The organism is Paenibacillus chitinolyticus NBRC 15660 (assembly GCF_000739915.1).
In the GTDB taxonomy this organism is placed as follows: domain Bacteria; phylum Bacillota; class Bacilli; order Paenibacillales; family NBRC-103111; genus Paenibacillus_F; species Paenibacillus_F chitinolyticus.
In genome coordinates this window covers 764863-780193 of record NZ_BBJT01000003.1, presented here as the reverse complement: position 1 = coordinate 780193, position 15331 = coordinate 764863, and the positions used below count along the sequence as shown (strand labels likewise).

The window sequence follows — 15331 nt, the reverse complement described above, 5'->3', positions numbered from 1 at the left end:
CGATGATGACTATCGCAAAGGGCGCTCTAGCAGGGCGCCTGACGGTACTGATGGCCGCTTTATTTTCGCTGGCTTTGCTTGGCGGCTGCATGTATCCCAAAGAAATGCGCAAAGAGAACCAGACGAATCCGGGCGAGTTTATTGCCGTAGTGCAGCAGAGTATCGACGAATATCATACCAAGAAAAGCGTCTTTCCCATTAAAAACAGCGATATGGAAACACCGCTTTATGAGAAGTACGTCATTGATTTTCAAAAGCTGAAAAACAGCGGTTATTTGTCCAACCTCCCGGGCAATGCTTACGAAAGCGGCGGAGATTTTATTTATGTGCTCGTCGACCCCGACACGAAGGCAAAAGTGAAACTTTTCGATCTGGTAGCCTACCGGACCACGGCTGACATCCAGAAGAAAGTAAACGACTATATCAGTAAAAACAACGGCGCCGTTCCGGGCGGAGAAACCTATTCTCCCGGCTTCAAGTATGTGGATTTCGGCAAAATCGGCATGAAAACGCCTGAAATCAAAAGTGTCTACAACCGTCAGAGCCTGATTAACTTCCTTGTTCATGACTCCGGCAAAGTTGCGATTGATTATGCACCCGATCTGGCTCAAAAGATCAAGGAAAAGCAGCTTCAGTCCGCGCTGAAGGACGGTCAGGACCTTCTTCCCCTTCTGGTGGAAGACTCTTATTTCGTACCTATCATGTCGTTTGAGTACAAATGGGACAGCGCGACAAGCAAACCTGTTCCCTTCATGAAATAGCCGATAGTATAAGTCTGCAAGGCCGTTTTATTTACCCTATACGGGCTTTCGAAACTCTTTTCTTCTTCATGGAGAAAAGGGTTTTTTTCACGTCCGGCGCATATCCGGGTTCCGGGAATCATATATTTTTTCAGAGATTATTGCCAGGCATATTTCGACGACCGGCACATATATTTGTTACAAGTCCAAATGATGTACGAGTTATGTCGCATACGGATGGCAAAGGGAAGGCCGGCTGAAGAACGTATCGTGGCTCTCGCTTCATTTAACAACCTGTAGGAGGGATTCTCTTGGAGAAAGTGGATATCTTTAAGGACATTGCTGAGCGAACGGGAGGAGATATTTACCTGGGGGTCGTTGGAGCGGTCCGTACGGGAAAATCGACCTTCATTAAACGCTTCGTGGAATCAGTTGTACTGCCTAACATCCAGAGTGAAACCGATCGCATCAGAGCCACGGATGAGCTCCCGCAGAGTGCGGCAGGGCGCACGATTATGACGACCGAACCGAAGTTCGTGCCGAATAACGCCGTGCAGATTTCCGTAGCGGAAGGACTGAACGTCAACGTCAGGCTGGTCGATTGCGTCGGCTATACGGTGGAAGGCGCCAAAGGCTACGAGGACGAGAACGGTCCCCGGATGATTTCGACGCCGTGGTTCGACGAACCGATCCCCTTCCAGGAAGCGGCCGAAATCGGCACGCGCAAAGTCATTCAGGAACACTCGACGCTGGGGGTTGTCGTGACGACCGACGGAACGATTTCAGATATTCCGCGTTCGTCTTATGTTCTGGCGGAAGAAAGAGTTATAGCGGAACTGAAGGAAGTCGGCAAGCCGTTCATCGTGGTCATCAATTCGCAAAAACCGAACAGCGATCCGGCCCAGGAACTGCGCAGCGAACTGCAAAGCAAGTACGACATTCCGGTCGTCACGATGAGCGTAGCAACGGCGGGCGAAGACGAAATGATCGGCGTGCTCCGTGAAGTTCTGTATGAGTTCCCAGTGCACGAAGTGAACGTAAACCTGCCGAGCTGGGTGATGGTGCTGCCGGAGAAGCACTGGCTGCGCACGCATTTTGAAAATTCCGTCCGGGATACCGTTCAGGACATCCGACGTCTGCGCGACGTGGAACGGGTTGTCGGACAATTCTCCGAATATGAGTTCATCGACCGGGCGGCTCTTGCCGGAATGAATATGGGGCAAGGTGTGGCCGAGATCGACCTGTACGCACCGGATGAACTGTACGATAAAATTTTGGTCGAAGTGGTCGGCGTCGAGATTCGCGGTAAGGATCACCTGCTTCAACTGATGCAGGAGTTCACCCATGCGAAAAGGGAGTACGACCAGTTCGCCGAAGCGCTGGAAATGGTCAAAACGACCGGCTACGGCATCGCGCCGCCTACGCTGGCGGAAATGGCTCTGGATGAGCCGGAGCTTATCCGTCAAGGTTCCCGCTTCGGTGTGAGGCTGAAGGCGACGGCTCCTTCGATACATATGATCCGTGTCGATGTGGAGTCGGAGTTTTCCCCGATTATCGGAACGGAGAAGCAGAGCGAGGAGCTGGTCCGTTACCTCATGCAGGATTTCGAGGACAACCCGCTCAAAATTTGGGAGTCCGATATTTTCGGCCGCTCTCTGCACTCCATCGTCCGGGAAGGTATTCAGGGAAAGCTTGCCATGATGCCGGACAATGCCCGCTACAAGCTTCAGGAGACACTCGGACGTATTATCAACGAAGGCTCCGGGGGGCTCATCGCCATTATTTTATAACGAACTTGACATTTCGTTTTCTACCGTTTTGGCGGGGAAATTCTTCAGAGAACTTCACGTTCTCCAAGAATCTCCCTGTTTTTTTGTGCATTTTCCACAAAATCAGTGACTTTGACTTGAAATAAGCTCTAGCGTATATTACTATAAGTTTGTTTCGTTTTCTTCGGTACTCGTTTTTCGTTGATGGGCTTGGGCTTTTGCCCGGTTCATGTATATTTTTTAACGAAACGGTGAAAACAGAAAGTAAAACAGTAGATATTTTGGGAGGGAGGTGAAAGGCATGAATAAATCCGAACTGATTGCTAAAGTATCTGAGACCTCCGAGCTTTCCAAGAAGGATGCGACGAAAGCGGTTGACGCTGTATTCGATGCAATTTCCGAAGCTCTTCAACAGGGTGACAAAGTTCAGCTTGTTGGTTTCGGCAACTTCGAAGTTCGCGAGCGCTCCGCACGTAAAGGACGCAACCCGCAAACAGGCGATGAAATCGAAATCCCTGCAAGCAAAATTCCTGCTTTCAAACCTGGCAAAGCGCTGAGAGACGGCATTCAATAATCGCTTCTCTTACATATGGATTTTGTGTAGACCGTGTGCCTTCGGGCGCGCGGTTTAGTTTTTATCTGCCCTTTTTTCCGCATTGACAACTTACGATTATCCGGTATAATAGGGATACGGCGTCGGGGTATGGCGCAGTCTGGTAGCGCGCACCCTTGGGGTGGGTGAGGCCGTGGGTTCAAATCCCGCTACTCCGACCATGAAACCATACATACACCAAATGCTTTCGCTCAGGAACTCATCCTGACGGAAGCATTTTTTAATGCGGCTCGGAAAGCTCCTTCCTCCCTCCGGCCAGGCAGCGGTCTCTTTTGGAAGCGGCGCCCAATTGTGTTACGATAGAATCAACAAATCCGCAGGAGGGGAACGGAGATGCGGCAGAACGGTCAAACACGTGTTAAAAGCGCCCTTTTAACGGCAGCGGCAGCGGCGGCGATAGCCGTCATGGCGTCGGGGTGTGAAGGGAAGCCTGCTTCCACAGGAGGCACGGGAGCCGGCCCTGCCGGTACGGAAGCGCCCGGTCCAGCCAACGCCGGCGAGGCACGGGGGAGCGGCTCCGGGAATGCTCCCGTCGTACCCGAGCTCGTCGAGCAGAACGCTGCGGACTACACGCGGGAGATCGTGGCTTCCGGCCTTAATGTGCCGTGGGAACTGGTTTTTGCGGCGGATGACCGCATATTTTTCACGGAGCGGCCGGGGCAGCTGCGGATGATCCGGGACGGCAAGCTGATGGAGAAGCCGCTTTTGAAGCTGCAAGACCCTTTTATCAGCAGCGGGGAGGGCGGGCTGCTCGGATTGGCGCTCGATCCGGGCTTCGCCGTCAATTCCTACCTGTACGTTTACCACACGTACGCCGGAGAAGGAGAGACGAAGAACCGGGTGCTCCGGCTGAAACTGCAGGGGGATCAGGCTCTGGTCGACCGCGTGCTGCTCGATGGCATACCGGGTGCGGAGAATCACAACGGCGGACGGATCAAATTCGGCCCCGACGGCATGCTTTATGTCACAACGGGGGAGAAATACGACCCGCCCCTGGCTCAGGAGAAGAACAGCCTCGGCGGCAAAATCCTCCGGATACGGCCGGACGGTTCGATTCCCGAAGACAATCCGTTTCAAGGTTCGCCCGTGTACTCCTGGGGTCACCGCAACGCACAGGGCCTGGCGTGGGACCCCCGAAGCGGCACCCTGCTAAGCTCCGAACACGGACAGTCGGCTCATGACGAGCTGAACGTCATCGTCCCCGGGGGAAACTACGGCTGGCCTCTGATCGAAGGGGACGAATCGGGATCGCCCAAGGCGGCCGGAGCGCTTATCCCGCCGCTTCTGCATAGCGGCAAAGACACATGGGCCCCTTCGGGAATGACGTTTATCCGCCAGGGTCCGTGGCAGGGACGACTAGCCGTCGCCGGGCTGAGAGGGACGAAGCTGCTGCTGTTCACGCTTGAACCTGAGCGCACGTCAGCTCCCGGAGCAGGGGCTTCCGTACCCGTTTATAAGCTTACCAAGGCGGAAGCCTCATTCGCGGGCACCTTCGGACGGCTTCGCTCGGTAACGGAAGGCCCTGACGGCTCTCTGTACCTGCTGACGAACAACCGGGACGGGCGGGGTCAACCGGCGGGAGACGACGACAAAATCATCCGCCTGAAGCCTAAGCGGTCCGGCGCGGAATAAGGGTTGACAGGCGGCTTCTTTTTAAAGCATGATAAATTGTAAGCCATATACGGATAAGCAGTACGGATAGAAGGGGGTACCGATTTATGGATCAGACACAGGGAGATTATTTTATTATTAAGGCGAAAGAAAACGGCGTACATGTGATCGGCCTGACAAGAGGACACGACACGCGCTTTCATCATACCGAAAAGCTGGACAAAGGCGAGGTTATGATCGCCCAGTTCACGGAGCACACTTCGGCGGTGAAGGTCCGCGGCAAGGCGCTGATCATGACGAAGTTCGGCAATATCGAAACCGAACAATAATTTGCGTCGGCAGGCATAGCCTGCTTTTTTTCATTGTACAATGGGATATAGACAGGAGGTGCCCTTGTACGATGAACAAAATTGCCCGTCTGCTGACGATAGGCGGCCTGTCGGCGGCAGTTGTGCTAACGATGGCGTTCGTCCCGTTTCTGGACAGAAAGAACGGCGGTCAAGGCTCGGAAGCCTGGAGAAATATTTCCGGTCCGGAATTGACGGAGGCTAATCTGCCCGATTACGTAAACGGACTCCCGCTTCAACTGCGCGTGCGCAAGGTGGAGCTCACGCATTCCATTCTCTCGCTCGATCTGCTGCTGCCGGGAACGGCCGAGAAGAAGGTGGTTTACGGCGATCTGCTGCGGATCGCACAATCGTCTCTGCTCCGGACCTCCAACATTAGCCGGGTGTTCATCAGGATCGTGGAATACGGCGCAAAACCGGGCGAGAACGGTCCGCAGCTCGTCATGGCGATGGAAGCGGCACGCACGGAGGCGAAGGCATTGTCCTCCTTGAAGGGAACCGACGGCGAAGAGAAGGTCGCTGCCGAGCTGCAGCGCAGATTTCTTCTGACCTTTACAAAGAAATGGCAGCGGCACTTTCCAGAATAATTGCTTGTGCGCCACTCAAAAGGTTATGCTATAATTACTTAGATACGATCTATGAAACTGGCACACGTACGGAGGCTTTTGTATGAACCCATATCGGATCCCTGAGATCGCTAAACAATATACGGATTATGACATGATCCGCCAGCATACGGATCTGCCTGATTTCCCGAACTTTCGGGCGCAGCTTCTGTATGCTTTTTTGAGCAGGGATTCCCGGCTTAACCCTTCGTCGGAATTGTTTGCGCTCGTCACTTCGCTTGTCCAGATGGGACTCGATACGCATGACGAGGTAACGGTTTCTAATGAGGTGAAAGAGAAGAAAGCCGCCAGATCCCGTCAGCTGAAAGTGCTGGCCGGCGATTATTTCAGCTCCCGATTTTACCACCTGCTATCGCAAGCCGGTCAAATCGACCTGATCAAACGGTTGTCCACGGCCATCTGCGAGCTGAACCGGCTCAAAACGAATCTGTATGTGACGATGAAGCATCTTAAAGTCACCACAGAGGACTACGTGCGGCAGTCCGTGGATATCAAGTCCCATCTGTTTAAGTCGTTCGGGGGACTGATGGAAGAAGTAAACCGCCGTTCATGGCCGGAAATTCTCGAAGCGTTTACCCGCTGCGAAGTGATTTTCAAGGAAATTTTCCGTTCGGAATCTCTTCAGGATTTTCATGGGAGTTGGGGCTATTGGCACATTATCCAGAACGGCTCCAAAGAAGAGCGGAAGCTGCTCGAAGCGCAGGAGCAGGATCCGGCTAAACTCAAAGCGCTGATCCACAAATACAACGTGCCGTCCCAATTGTACAACCTGCTTGTCACCCAGCTTCAACAGTTGGAAGCGAAAGTAAAGCAGCTTGATTCGGACAAGCTCGCAAGTGAACTGTTTCACATTGGCGAGCCATTTTTTCGTTTCATTTCCAAAACCAGATTACTGGAAGAGAGATAAAGGTGGGGAAAGCCGTGCAAGGCAAAACGAAAGAACAATTTGTTCATTCCGTGTTTGAAAGTATCGCGCCCAAATACGATAAAATGAACAGTATCCTAAGTTTCCGCAGGCACAAGGCCTGGCGGAAATTTACGATGGCCAAAATGAACGTCAAGCCGGGCTCGACCGCGATCGATATTTGCTGCGGCACCTGCGACTGGACGATCTCCATGGCGAAGGCAAGCGGCACCGGGAAGATGGTCGGGCTGGATTTCAGCCAGAACATGCTCGATTACGGCGCGGGCAAGGTTCGTGAGGAGGGGCTGGACAACCAGATCCGCCTCGTGCACGGCAATGCCATGAGCCTCCCTTTTGACGATAACACTTTCGATTATGCCACTATCGGGTTCGCGCTTCGGAACGTGCCGGACGTGGAGCAGGTGCTCCGTGAAATGCAGCGCGTCGTGAAACCGGGCGGACTCGTCGTTTCTCTGGAGCTGTCCAAGCCTACTTGGCGGCCTTTTAAAGCTTTGTATTATTTTTATTTTCAGAAAGTGCTTCCGCTGCTAGGCAAATTGATTGCCAAGTCTTATGAGCAGTACAGATGGCTGCCGGAATCGCTAATCAGTTTCCCTGACTATAAAGAGCTTGCCGAAATTTTTCGCCGAACGGGGCTTCAGAAAGTCGAAGCTTACCCGCTGACCTTCGGAATTGCGGCGCTTCATATAGGCGTCAAAGGGAATTCGAGTCAGGAGAGTAAGACAGATGCGACAACTCATTCATAAAACAAAAATTTTCTTGGAAATGATCAAATTCGAGCATTCCCTATTTGCCCTTCCTTTTGCCTACATGGGTTCTATTCTCGGAGCCGTTGTGGAAACGGGGGACCTGCCGACGTGGACGCAGATCATGTGGATTACGCTTGCGATGATCGGCGCCCGCACGGCCGCGATGTCCCTGAACCGAGTCATAGACAAAAAGTACGACAAGAAAAACCCGCGGACAGCGAACCGGGCGATCCCGGCTGGGCTGATTTCAGTCGCGGAAGTTACGGTATTTATTATTCTTTCATTCCTTTTGCTTTTCTGGTCAGCTTATCACCTCAACCTGCTGTCCGTTTACCTGTTACCGGTTGCGGTCTTTTTTCTTGTCTTTTATTCATACACCAAACGGTTTACGTGGGCGTGCCATTTTGTTCTCGGTATCACCCTGGGACTTGCCCCGCTCGGCGGATGGGTGGCGATCACCGGAGGAATTACGCCGGCCGCGCTTGTCCTGTTCATTACCGTAGCGATGTGGAGCGCCGGCTTCGACCTGCTCTATGCCTGCCAGGACGTGGAATTTGACCGCGAGGAAGGCCTGCATTCTTACCCGAGCCGCTTCGGTATTCCGGTGGCGCTCATAACGGCGCGCGTTCTCCATACGCTGACCGCCGTAGGTCTGATCTCGCTTTTCTTTATGACCAATCTCAGCTGGTGGTACCTCGTCGGCATTATCATCGCGTACATCATTTTGTTTTACGAGCACCGCCTTGTTTCACCGACGGATTTATCTAAGCTGAATACGGCGTTTTTCACCATGAACGGGATACTCAGCACGGTCGTTTTCGTCTTCACGCTGGTGGATATTCTGGTGGAGACGTTCCGATGAAGAAACGCGGCTGGGTCGTCGGCATTACGGGGGCAAGCGGCGCGATTTACGGAGTGACGCTCATTAAGGAACTTCTGAGAAGGGGCGTTCCCGTCCATCTGGTCATTACGGATGCCGGCTGGCGGGTGCTTCACGAAGAACTGGATTGGGTGGCCGCCAAGAGGAAAGAAACGCTGGAAGCTCATTTCGGCGGTTTTCCGGGCACGTACACGTATTATCCGCTCCAGGACATCGGGGCCGGCATAGCAAGCGGCTCGTTCCGCACAGAGGGCATGGTGGTCATGCCCTGTTCCATGGGCACCTTAGCGGGAATTTCCCGCGGCGCCTCGGACAACCTTCTGGAGCGGGCAGCCGACGTGATGCTGAAAGAAGGCCGCAGGCTCATTCTGGTTCCCAGGGAAACGCCGCTGCACGCCATTCATCTGGAGAACATGCTAGTCCTTGCCAAAATGGGCGTGAAGCTGATTCCGGCCATGCCGGCCTTCTATCAGCGACCTGAGACATTGGATGACATCGTTGCCTTTCTTGTGGGGAAGGTACTAGACAACATGGATTTGGATCATGAATTGTTCAGAAGATGGGGAGAAGGCAATGACGACAACAGAGAAGAAACTGCGCATCGGGAGAATTGAATTTACGAATGCTTGGCCTGTGTTTTACCATTTTCCGGTGCAAAAGCTGGCAAATTCAGTAGAGTTCGTAAGTCAGGTCCCGACAGGTTTAAACCGGGCTCTGGCGGCGGGAGAGATCGATATGAGCGCTATCTCCTCGTTTTCCTATGGAGAAAATTTCCGGGATTACGTCCTGTTTCCCGATTTGTCGGTCAGCGCTTACGGGCATGTGAATTCACTGCTGCTTTTTCATAAAAAACCGCTGGAACAATTGAAAAACGGAAGATTTGCGCTTCCGACGACCTCCGCAACAACGACAAACCTGCTGAAAATCATCATGAACAAAAAATACGGCGGCAATCCGACCTACAGCTATGCTCCGCCCGTACTGGAAGACATGATGAAAGACAATGACGCGGCCCTCCTGATCGGGGATCATGCCATCAAAGCCAACTGGCAGGACAGCGGGTATACCGTAACCGACCTAGGGCAAGAATGGAAGGAATGGACCGGGCATTGGATGTCGTTTGCCGTATGGGCGGTCCGCAAAGATACCATCGAACGGTCGCCCGAACTGGTTAAAAGCATCTTCGACGGTTTCGTGGAAAGCAAACGTAAGTCACTGGAAGACCTAACGGGCGTTATTAATGAAGCCGTCCTCAAAATCGGGGGTACGGAATCTTATTGGGAACATTATTTCAGAAATCTTTGCTACGAATTCGGTCCCGAGCAGTGGAGCGGTCTGGAGCTGTATTACCGCTATGCTTGGGAGCTTGGTTTTTTACCGGAAGAGGTCTCCATCCAGATCTGGTCCGATAATACGAGGGTGCGGGTGACGGAATGAAAATTCTTAACATATACGTGCGCAAGAAAAAAGACGTGGGCGCGATCGAGCGGGAACTGGAAGCGAACCTGCAGACCGACCACGCATTATTGACGGAAACATCCATGCATCTGCTAAAGGCCGGGGGCAAAAGAATCCGGCCTGTTCTTGTCCTGTTGGGCGGCGAATTCGGAACCTATGATATCGAACGGTTGAAAATGATAGCTGTTCCTCTGGAGCTTTTCCATTCGGCCTCGCTCGTTCACGATGATGTCATTGACGATGCAGACACCCGGCGCGGCCAGGATACGGTGAAGTCCAAGTGGGACAACCGGATTGCGATGTACACAGGGGATTTTATTTTTGCCAAAGGGCTGGAGATTGCCGCCAGACTGGAGGACCCGCGCGTCCATATGATTCTATCGAAGGCGCTTGTGGAAATGTCCATTGGGGAAATGGAACAGATCCGTTTCTTCTATCATACGGAGCAGACGCTGCGCGATTATCTTCTCCGCATCAAGCGGAAGACGGCTCTTCTTATCGCGATATCCTGCCAGCTCGGAGCTATGGTGGCGGGAGCCGACGAATACGTATCCAACCGGCTGTATTCTTTCGGCTACAACGTCGGGCTCGCTTTCCAGATCCGGGACGACATTCTGGATTTGTGCGGCACCGAGAAGGAGATCGGCAAACCTCCGGGAAGCGATATCAAACAGGGCAACATTACACTGCCCGTTATTTTCGCTCTGCAGGACGAGAAGCTCAGAGGCCCGATTCTGAGCGAGATCGAACGCATCCAGAAAGTGGACGGGCAGACGGACGTCAGCCGCGTTCTGGACATGATCCGCGGCAGCGGAGGAATCGAGAAATCCAGCGCGCTTGCCGACCGCTATATCGCTAAAGCCATTGCGGCTCTGGATACGCTTCCGAACATCCGGGCCAAGCAGGATCTCATCCAGGTCGCCCATTTTATCGGCAACCGCACGCACTAATCCTATATTTTATCGGCCCGCCGGACTCCGGTTTCACGGATGTGTGCAATTGTTCATTGTACGTGCTGCTGAAACGGTGGTACAGTAAGAGAGATTACTTTTCTACCAATTGGAGGCAGATTACATGGAAAAAACTTTTCTAATGGTAAAACCGGACGGCGTCCAGCGCGGACTGATCGGAGAGATCGTCAAGAGACTGGAGCAGAAAGGCTTCCAGCTGGTAGCCGCTAAACTGATGCTGATGACAAGAGAGCAGGCGGAAGAGCATTATGCCGAACATAAAGGCAAAGACTTCTTCGAACCGCTTGTAGAGTTTATTACTTCCGGTCCCGTATTTGCCATGGTGTGGCAGGGCGAGCAGGTTATTGCGCTTTCCCGCATTCTGAACGGTAAAACGAACGTACTGGAAGCGGCTCCCGGAACGATCCGCGGCGACTTCGCCTTACATACGAGATTAAACCTGATTCATGGCTCGGATTCACCGGAGAGCGCGGAGCGCGAGATCAACCATTTCTTCAAACCGGAAGAAATTTTGGATTACAAGCGCGACGTATCCCGCTGGCTTTAATCGGATTAGGGAAAAAGATATGGGCATTTTTGCCTATATCTTTTTCTTTTTTGCAGGAGAATTCGCCCGGGATAGGGAATATCAACACCTGGACAAATACATCAGAGGTGGGATACAACTTGGAAAACGACGATTTTCCGTTATTTATCCGCAAAATCAAAGACTTCACATCGATAGATCTCGCATTATACAAAGAAGCTCAGATGAAAAGGCGTCTGACGACGCTGCGGATCAAAAAAGGCTACAATACGTTCTCGGCCTATTTCGATGCCATGTCGAAAGACAAAGAACTCTTTTACGAATTTCTGGACCGGATGACGATCAACGTCTCCGAATTTTGGCGCAACCCGAACCGCTGGGAAGTGATGGAACAGAAATTTTTGCCGGAACTGAGAAACGCGAGCCGGAATCTTAAGGTCTGGAGCGCAGCCTGCTCAACCGGCGAGGAGCCGTATACGCTGGCTATGATCTTGTCCCACATGGGCGCTTTGCGTGACGCCTCCATCCTTGCGACGGACATTGACGAAGGAGCGCTGGAAAAGGCGCGCCGGGGCATCTATGTGGAAAGATCACTCAAGGACGTTCCGCCCCACTACGTGAAAACGTATTTCAAACAGGAGCAGCTCGGTTTCCACGTCTCCGACGAACTCAAGAAAGCGGTGAAATTCCAGAAGCAGAATCTGCTGGAGGACCGTTTCGACAGCGGCTTCGACGTGATTGTCTGCCGCAATGTTATCATTTATTTTACGGAAGAAGCGAAGCACCGGCTGTATCAGAAATTTTCCAAAGCGTTGAAACCGGGAGGCATTCTGTTCGTCGGTTCCACCGAGCAGATTTTTTCTCCGGCCCAGTATGACCTCGAACCCGCGGATACCTTTTTTTACCGGAAAAAGGGGTAGGAATGTATAACTTTTCCTTTTGAAACCGATACTTGGAGTACTGTCTTTCAAGGAGGACTCAAATGGATAAACGAAAAGTTATTTCCGCCTATCGCCGGGGGTTTATCACCATGCAGGAGTGTGCGCAGATTCTAGGCATAGATTCCGTGCAGATTCTCGGGATGATGAACGATCCGAAGATGGCCGGTCCGTCCGGTCCTTGGCAGAAGCAATCTGCCGGCGGCTGACGATCGGAAGCACAGGTCTAATGGAAACCGGATAAAACACGCTTTGATGCCGCCTGGCACGCAGGGCGTGTTTTTTGTGCGTGCGGTTGTCAAACGCATAGGGGTATACTATAATGATAGAAAAACTTAGGCACTTGAAAGCGCTAAAGTGTTTGTCGGTACCGTAGTTGTACGGATTAGAAGGGAGCAAGAGTAGTGAGATACTTAACGGCGGGGGAAACACATGGTCCGCAGCTGACTGCGATCATCGAAGGATTTCCGAGTAATGTAACGATTGATTTTGAAGCCATGAACTTCCAATTACATAGAAGGCAGAAAGGCCACGGACGCGGACGCCGGATGCAGATCGAGAAAGATACCGCAAGCATTGCCGGCGGTGTGCGCCACGGCAGAACGACAGGTGCGCCGATTGCCCTGGTCGTCGAGAATAATGATTGGAAGCACTGGACTTCCATTATGAACATAGAGGAGCAGCCGGATACGGACGAGGGAAAACGTCGGGTTAACCGGCCGCGTCCGGGTCACGCGGATCTCAACGGCGGCTTGAAATACAACCAGCGCGACCTCCGCAACATCCTGGAACGCTCCAGCGCCAGGGAAACGACGATGCGCGTAGCTTGCGGCGCCGTCGCCAGACAACTGCTTGAAGCGTTCGGCATCAAGCTGGCGAGCCATGTCGTCCGCATCGGCGAAGTGGAGGCGAAATCTCCGCAGCTTCCGATCGACGAACTCATCGCGATTACGGAAGAGTCTCCGGTAAGAGTGACGGATCCCGAAGCGGAAGCGGCGATGATCGCGGCTATTGACGCGGCGAAGGCCGACGGAGATACGCTTGGCGGCATCGTGGAAGTTATCGTGGAAGGAGCGCCGGTCGGTCTGGGCAGCCACGTGCAGTGGGACCGTAAGCTTGACGGCCGCATCGCTCAGGCGGTTCTGTCCATCCAGGCGTTCAAAGGCTGCGAAATCGGAATCGGATTCGAAGCGGCCAAACTGCGCGGCTCCAGCGTGCACGACGAGATTCAATATGATCCCGAGAAAGGCTTCCGCCGGGCGAGCAACCGCGCAGGCGGTTTCGAAGGCGGAATGACGACGGGCGAACCGATTGTCGTAAGAGGCGTCATGAAGCCGATCTCGACTCTATACAAACCGCTTCAGAGCGTGGATATCGATACGAAAGAAGCATTCACGGCTCAAGTGGAACGCTCCGATACCTGTGCCGTGCCAGCTGCCGGCGTCATCATGGAGAACGTGGTGGCCTGGGAAGTCGCGCAGGCGTTCATGGAGAAATTCGGCGGAGATTCTCTCGAAGAGATTCGCCGCAATTATGAGAATTACTTGAAGCAAGTGGAGAGCTACTAAGATGATGGAGCTGAAAGTTGATCTCGGCGAGCGCTCGTATCCAATCTACTTGGGAGAAGGGCTGCTGAAGGACTGTGCCGCGTATTTCGACAAACATGCCATCAGTAAACGCGCCCCGCTGCTGGTCGTTACGGATGAGTCGGTTGCGCGCCATCATCTTCAGCCCGTCATGGACAGCCTGACAGCCGGCGGGTACAAGGCGTCTTCTTTTATCGTGCCGCCGGGCGAGGGCTCGAAATCTTTGCAGATGCTGGAGAAAATCGTTACAGCAGCCCTTGAAGCCGGGCTGGACCGCAAGTCCGCCATTGTCGCGCTGGGCGGAGGCGTCGTCGGAGACCTCGCCGGTTTCGCTGCCGCAAGTTTTATGCGCGGCATCGCCTTTGTACAAATGCCTACCACCATTCTGGCTCATGACAGCAGTGTCGGGGGCAAGGTTGCGGTCAATCATCCTTTGGCGAAAAATATCATCGGCGCTTTTCACCAGCCGGAGATGGTGCTGTACGACGTAACCACGTTACAAACTCTGCCGCAGCGGGACATTTCCGCGGGATTGTCGGAAATGATCAAGCACGGTCTGATTTGGGACGCCGATTTTGTGACGTGGCTGGAAAACAACCGGGAGAAGCTGCTGTCCCTGGACCCGGAAGCTCTGCAGTACGGGCTTTACCAGGGCTGCAAGGTCAAGTCTCTGGTTGTGTCACAGGATGAGCGTGAGAACGGTCTCCGGGCGATTTTGAACCTCGGCCACACGATCGGCCATGCTCTAGAAGCGGTCGCGGGCTATAACGAGCTCTTGCACGGCGAAGCCATCTCCATCGGGATGGTCGGTTCGGCGCGGCTTGCCATGAAGCTCGGATACTCCGAGGACATCTATACGGTGACCAAGCGCATCCTGCAAAGCTTCGGGCTGCCGGTCCGTCTGCCGGAGCAGTACGACACGGCCCGGATTATGAGCGCATTGATGCACGATAAGAAATTTAAGGAAGGCACCATGACGTTCATTATACCTACGGCTGTCGGGCAGGTGGAAATCCGAAACGACGTCCGCCGGGAATGGGTGGAAGAAGTCGTGGAACAACTTAAGCGGGAGGCATAATCATGTTCGTTAGAGGAATCCGCGGCGCAACAACCGTGGAAAGCAACGAAGAAGGACAGATTCTGGCGGCTACGCTGGAGCTTTTGGAAAAGATTGTCCGCGAGAACGAAGTGAAACCCGATGAGATTTCCTCGGTTTTTATTACAGTCACCAAAGAACTGACCGCAACGTTCCCTGCGAGAGCCATCCGCCAGATGCCGGGCTGGGACCTCGTACCGCTTATGTGCTCCATCGAAATCGATGTAGACAACAGTCTTCCGAAATGTATCCGGCTTATGGTACTGGCCAATACGACGAAACGGCAGGATGAAATGCGGCACGTTTATTTAAAAGGCGCGCAGGTTCTGCGTCCGGATATTGTGAAATTGACAAATCCTTAATCCGGATAGTATAGTTATTATAGATGAGTAGAGCTTAGATGAGATCAGTTGAGAAGAGTAGAGTTGAGCATAGGCAGCGCATAACTATCGTTAGCATTTCGCATGAGTTGCGAAAGGACGATAATAACCGTTCC

Annotated in this window: 18 protein-coding genes and 1 tRNA gene; all 19 read left to right on the top strand. The window is 53.0% G+C overall.

Annotated elements, in window-relative coordinates:
• Nucleotides 1-5: 5 nt before the first annotated feature.
• The 19 genes from PCH01S_RS08795 (at nucleotide 6) to aroH (ending at nucleotide 15197) form a co-directional block, all read left to right on the top strand.
• A complete protein-coding gene (locus tag PCH01S_RS08795; protein WP_241688843.1) occupies nucleotides 6-761 on the top strand; it encodes a hypothetical protein in 756 nt (251 codons plus the stop codon).
• Between the two features lie 290 nt (nucleotides 762-1051).
• Nucleotides 1052-2530, top strand: coding sequence for a stage IV sporulation protein A (gene spoIVA, locus PCH01S_RS08790; RefSeq protein ID WP_042228459.1), 1479 nt, complete (start codon nucleotides 1052-1054; stop codon nucleotides 2528-2530).
• Nucleotides 2531-2810: 280 nt separating this feature from the next.
• On the top strand, nucleotides 2811-3083 hold the full coding sequence (locus tag PCH01S_RS08785; RefSeq protein ID WP_009671985.1) for an HU family DNA-binding protein: 273 nt from the start codon (nucleotides 2811-2813) through the stop codon (nucleotides 3081-3083).
• A gap of 123 nt (nucleotides 3084-3206) precedes the next feature.
• Nucleotides 3207-3283, top strand: a tRNA-Pro gene (locus PCH01S_RS08780).
• Nucleotides 3284-3455: 172 nt separating this feature from the next.
• On the top strand, nucleotides 3456-4754 hold the full coding sequence (locus PCH01S_RS08775) for a PQQ-dependent sugar dehydrogenase (protein ID WP_042228457.1): 1299 nt from the start codon (nucleotides 3456-3458) through the stop codon (nucleotides 4752-4754).
• 86 nt (nucleotides 4755-4840) lie between these two features.
• Entirely contained in the window at nucleotides 4841-5062 is a 222-nt protein-coding gene (gene mtrB / locus PCH01S_RS08770) for a trp RNA-binding attenuation protein MtrB (RefSeq protein ID WP_009672001.1), read from the top strand.
• 71 nt (nucleotides 5063-5133) lie between these two features.
• Nucleotides 5134-5667 (top strand): hypothetical protein, encoded by a 534-nt coding sequence (locus PCH01S_RS08765; RefSeq protein ID WP_042228456.1) that lies wholly within the window; start codon nucleotides 5134-5136, stop codon nucleotides 5665-5667.
• An 82-nt stretch (nucleotides 5668-5749) separates the two neighbouring features.
• Entirely contained in the window at nucleotides 5750-6613 is an 864-nt protein-coding gene (locus PCH01S_RS08760) for a heptaprenyl diphosphate synthase component 1 (RefSeq protein WP_042228455.1), read from the top strand.
• A gap of 14 nt (nucleotides 6614-6627) precedes the next feature.
• On the top strand, nucleotides 6628-7377 hold the full coding sequence (locus PCH01S_RS08755) for a demethylmenaquinone methyltransferase (RefSeq protein ID WP_042228890.1): 750 nt from the start codon (nucleotides 6628-6630) through the stop codon (nucleotides 7375-7377).
• Nucleotides 7358-8242 carry a UbiA-like polyprenyltransferase gene (locus PCH01S_RS08750; RefSeq protein ID WP_042228454.1) on the top strand — a complete coding sequence of 295 codons (885 nt, stop codon included), beginning with the start codon at nucleotides 7358-7360 and terminating at the stop codon, nucleotides 8240-8242. The genes PCH01S_RS08755 and PCH01S_RS08750 overlap by 20 nt, the downstream gene beginning before the upstream one ends.
• Entirely contained in the window at nucleotides 8239-8874 is a 636-nt protein-coding gene (locus PCH01S_RS08745; RefSeq protein WP_042228452.1) for a UbiX family flavin prenyltransferase, read from the top strand. Before PCH01S_RS08750 ends, PCH01S_RS08745 begins: the two co-directional genes overlap by 4 nt.
• A complete protein-coding gene (locus PCH01S_RS08740) occupies nucleotides 8834-9697 on the top strand; it encodes a menaquinone biosynthesis protein (RefSeq protein WP_042228450.1) in 864 nt (287 codons plus the stop codon). Before PCH01S_RS08745 ends, PCH01S_RS08740 begins: the two co-directional genes overlap by 41 nt.
• Nucleotides 9694-10668 (top strand): polyprenyl synthetase family protein, encoded by a 975-nt coding sequence (locus PCH01S_RS08735; RefSeq protein WP_042228449.1) that lies wholly within the window; start codon nucleotides 9694-9696, stop codon nucleotides 10666-10668. Before PCH01S_RS08740 ends, PCH01S_RS08735 begins: the two co-directional genes overlap by 4 nt.
• A 124-nt stretch (nucleotides 10669-10792) precedes the next feature.
• Nucleotides 10793-11236: a nucleoside-diphosphate kinase gene (gene ndk / locus PCH01S_RS08730; RefSeq protein ID WP_009671982.1), complete on the top strand. Its 444-nt coding sequence runs from the start codon at nucleotides 10793-10795 to the stop codon at nucleotides 11234-11236.
• 119 nt (nucleotides 11237-11355) lie between these two features.
• The gene (locus tag PCH01S_RS08725; RefSeq protein WP_042228447.1) at nucleotides 11356-12135 is read left to right on the top strand and encodes a CheR family methyltransferase; all 780 of its coding nucleotides are present in this window, start codon (nucleotides 11356-11358) and stop codon (nucleotides 12133-12135) included.
• 62 nt (nucleotides 12136-12197) lie between these two features.
• Nucleotides 12198-12362, top strand: a complete 165-nt coding sequence (locus PCH01S_RS30840) for a hypothetical protein (protein WP_164977121.1) — start codon at nucleotides 12198-12200, stop codon at nucleotides 12360-12362.
• Nucleotides 12363-12557: 195 nt separating this feature from the next.
• Nucleotides 12558-13721, top strand: a complete 1164-nt coding sequence (gene aroC / locus PCH01S_RS08720; protein ID WP_042228446.1) for a chorismate synthase — start codon at nucleotides 12558-12560, stop codon at nucleotides 13719-13721.
• A gap of 1 nt (nucleotide 13722) precedes the next feature.
• Complete coding sequence (aroB, locus tag PCH01S_RS08715; RefSeq protein WP_042228445.1) at nucleotides 13723-14817, top strand: 3-dehydroquinate synthase; 1095 nt, start codon at nucleotides 13723-13725, stop codon at nucleotides 14815-14817.
• A 2-nt stretch (nucleotides 14818-14819) separates the two neighbouring features.
• A complete protein-coding gene (gene aroH, locus PCH01S_RS08710) occupies nucleotides 14820-15197 on the top strand; it encodes a chorismate mutase (protein WP_042228443.1) in 378 nt (125 codons plus the stop codon).
• The last annotated feature ends 134 nt before the right edge of the window (nucleotides 15198-15331 follow it).

Excerpts from the sequence above, each read along its gene's own strand:
- PCH01S_RS08795 (WP_241688843.1), top strand. The coding sequence starts at position 6 with ATGACTATCGCAAAGGGCGCTCTAGCAGGGCGCCTGACGGTACTGATG.
- PCH01S_RS08785 (WP_009671985.1), top strand. The coding sequence starts at position 2,811 with ATGAATAAATCCGAACTGATTGCTAAAGTATCTGAGACCTCCGAGCTT.
- PCH01S_RS08775 (WP_042228457.1), top strand. The coding sequence starts at position 3,456 with ATGCGGCAGAACGGTCAAACACGTGTTAAAAGCGCCCTTTTAACGGCA.
- mtrB (WP_009672001.1), top strand. The coding sequence starts at position 4,841 with ATGGATCAGACACAGGGAGATTATTTTATTATTAAGGCGAAAGAAAAC.
- PCH01S_RS08765 (WP_042228456.1), top strand. The coding sequence starts at position 5,134 with ATGAACAAAATTGCCCGTCTGCTGACGATAGGCGGCCTGTCGGCGGCA.
- PCH01S_RS08760 (WP_042228455.1), top strand. The coding sequence starts at position 5,750 with ATGAACCCATATCGGATCCCTGAGATCGCTAAACAATATACGGATTAT.
- PCH01S_RS08750 (WP_042228454.1), top strand. The coding sequence starts at position 7,358 with ATGCGACAACTCATTCATAAAACAAAAATTTTCTTGGAAATGATCAAA.
- PCH01S_RS08745 (WP_042228452.1), top strand. The coding sequence starts at position 8,239 with ATGAAGAAACGCGGCTGGGTCGTCGGCATTACGGGGGCAAGCGGCGCG.
- PCH01S_RS08740 (WP_042228450.1), top strand. The coding sequence starts at position 8,834 with ATGACGACAACAGAGAAGAAACTGCGCATCGGGAGAATTGAATTTACG.
- PCH01S_RS08735 (WP_042228449.1), top strand. The coding sequence starts at position 9,694 with ATGAAAATTCTTAACATATACGTGCGCAAGAAAAAAGACGTGGGCGCG.
- ndk (WP_009671982.1), top strand. The coding sequence starts at position 10,793 with ATGGAAAAAACTTTTCTAATGGTAAAACCGGACGGCGTCCAGCGCGGA.
- PCH01S_RS30840 (WP_164977121.1), top strand. The coding sequence starts at position 12,198 with ATGGATAAACGAAAAGTTATTTCCGCCTATCGCCGGGGGTTTATCACC.
- aroB (WP_042228445.1), top strand. The coding sequence starts at position 13,723 with ATGATGGAGCTGAAAGTTGATCTCGGCGAGCGCTCGTATCCAATCTAC.
- aroH (WP_042228443.1), top strand. The coding sequence starts at position 14,820 with ATGTTCGTTAGAGGAATCCGCGGCGCAACAACCGTGGAAAGCAACGAA.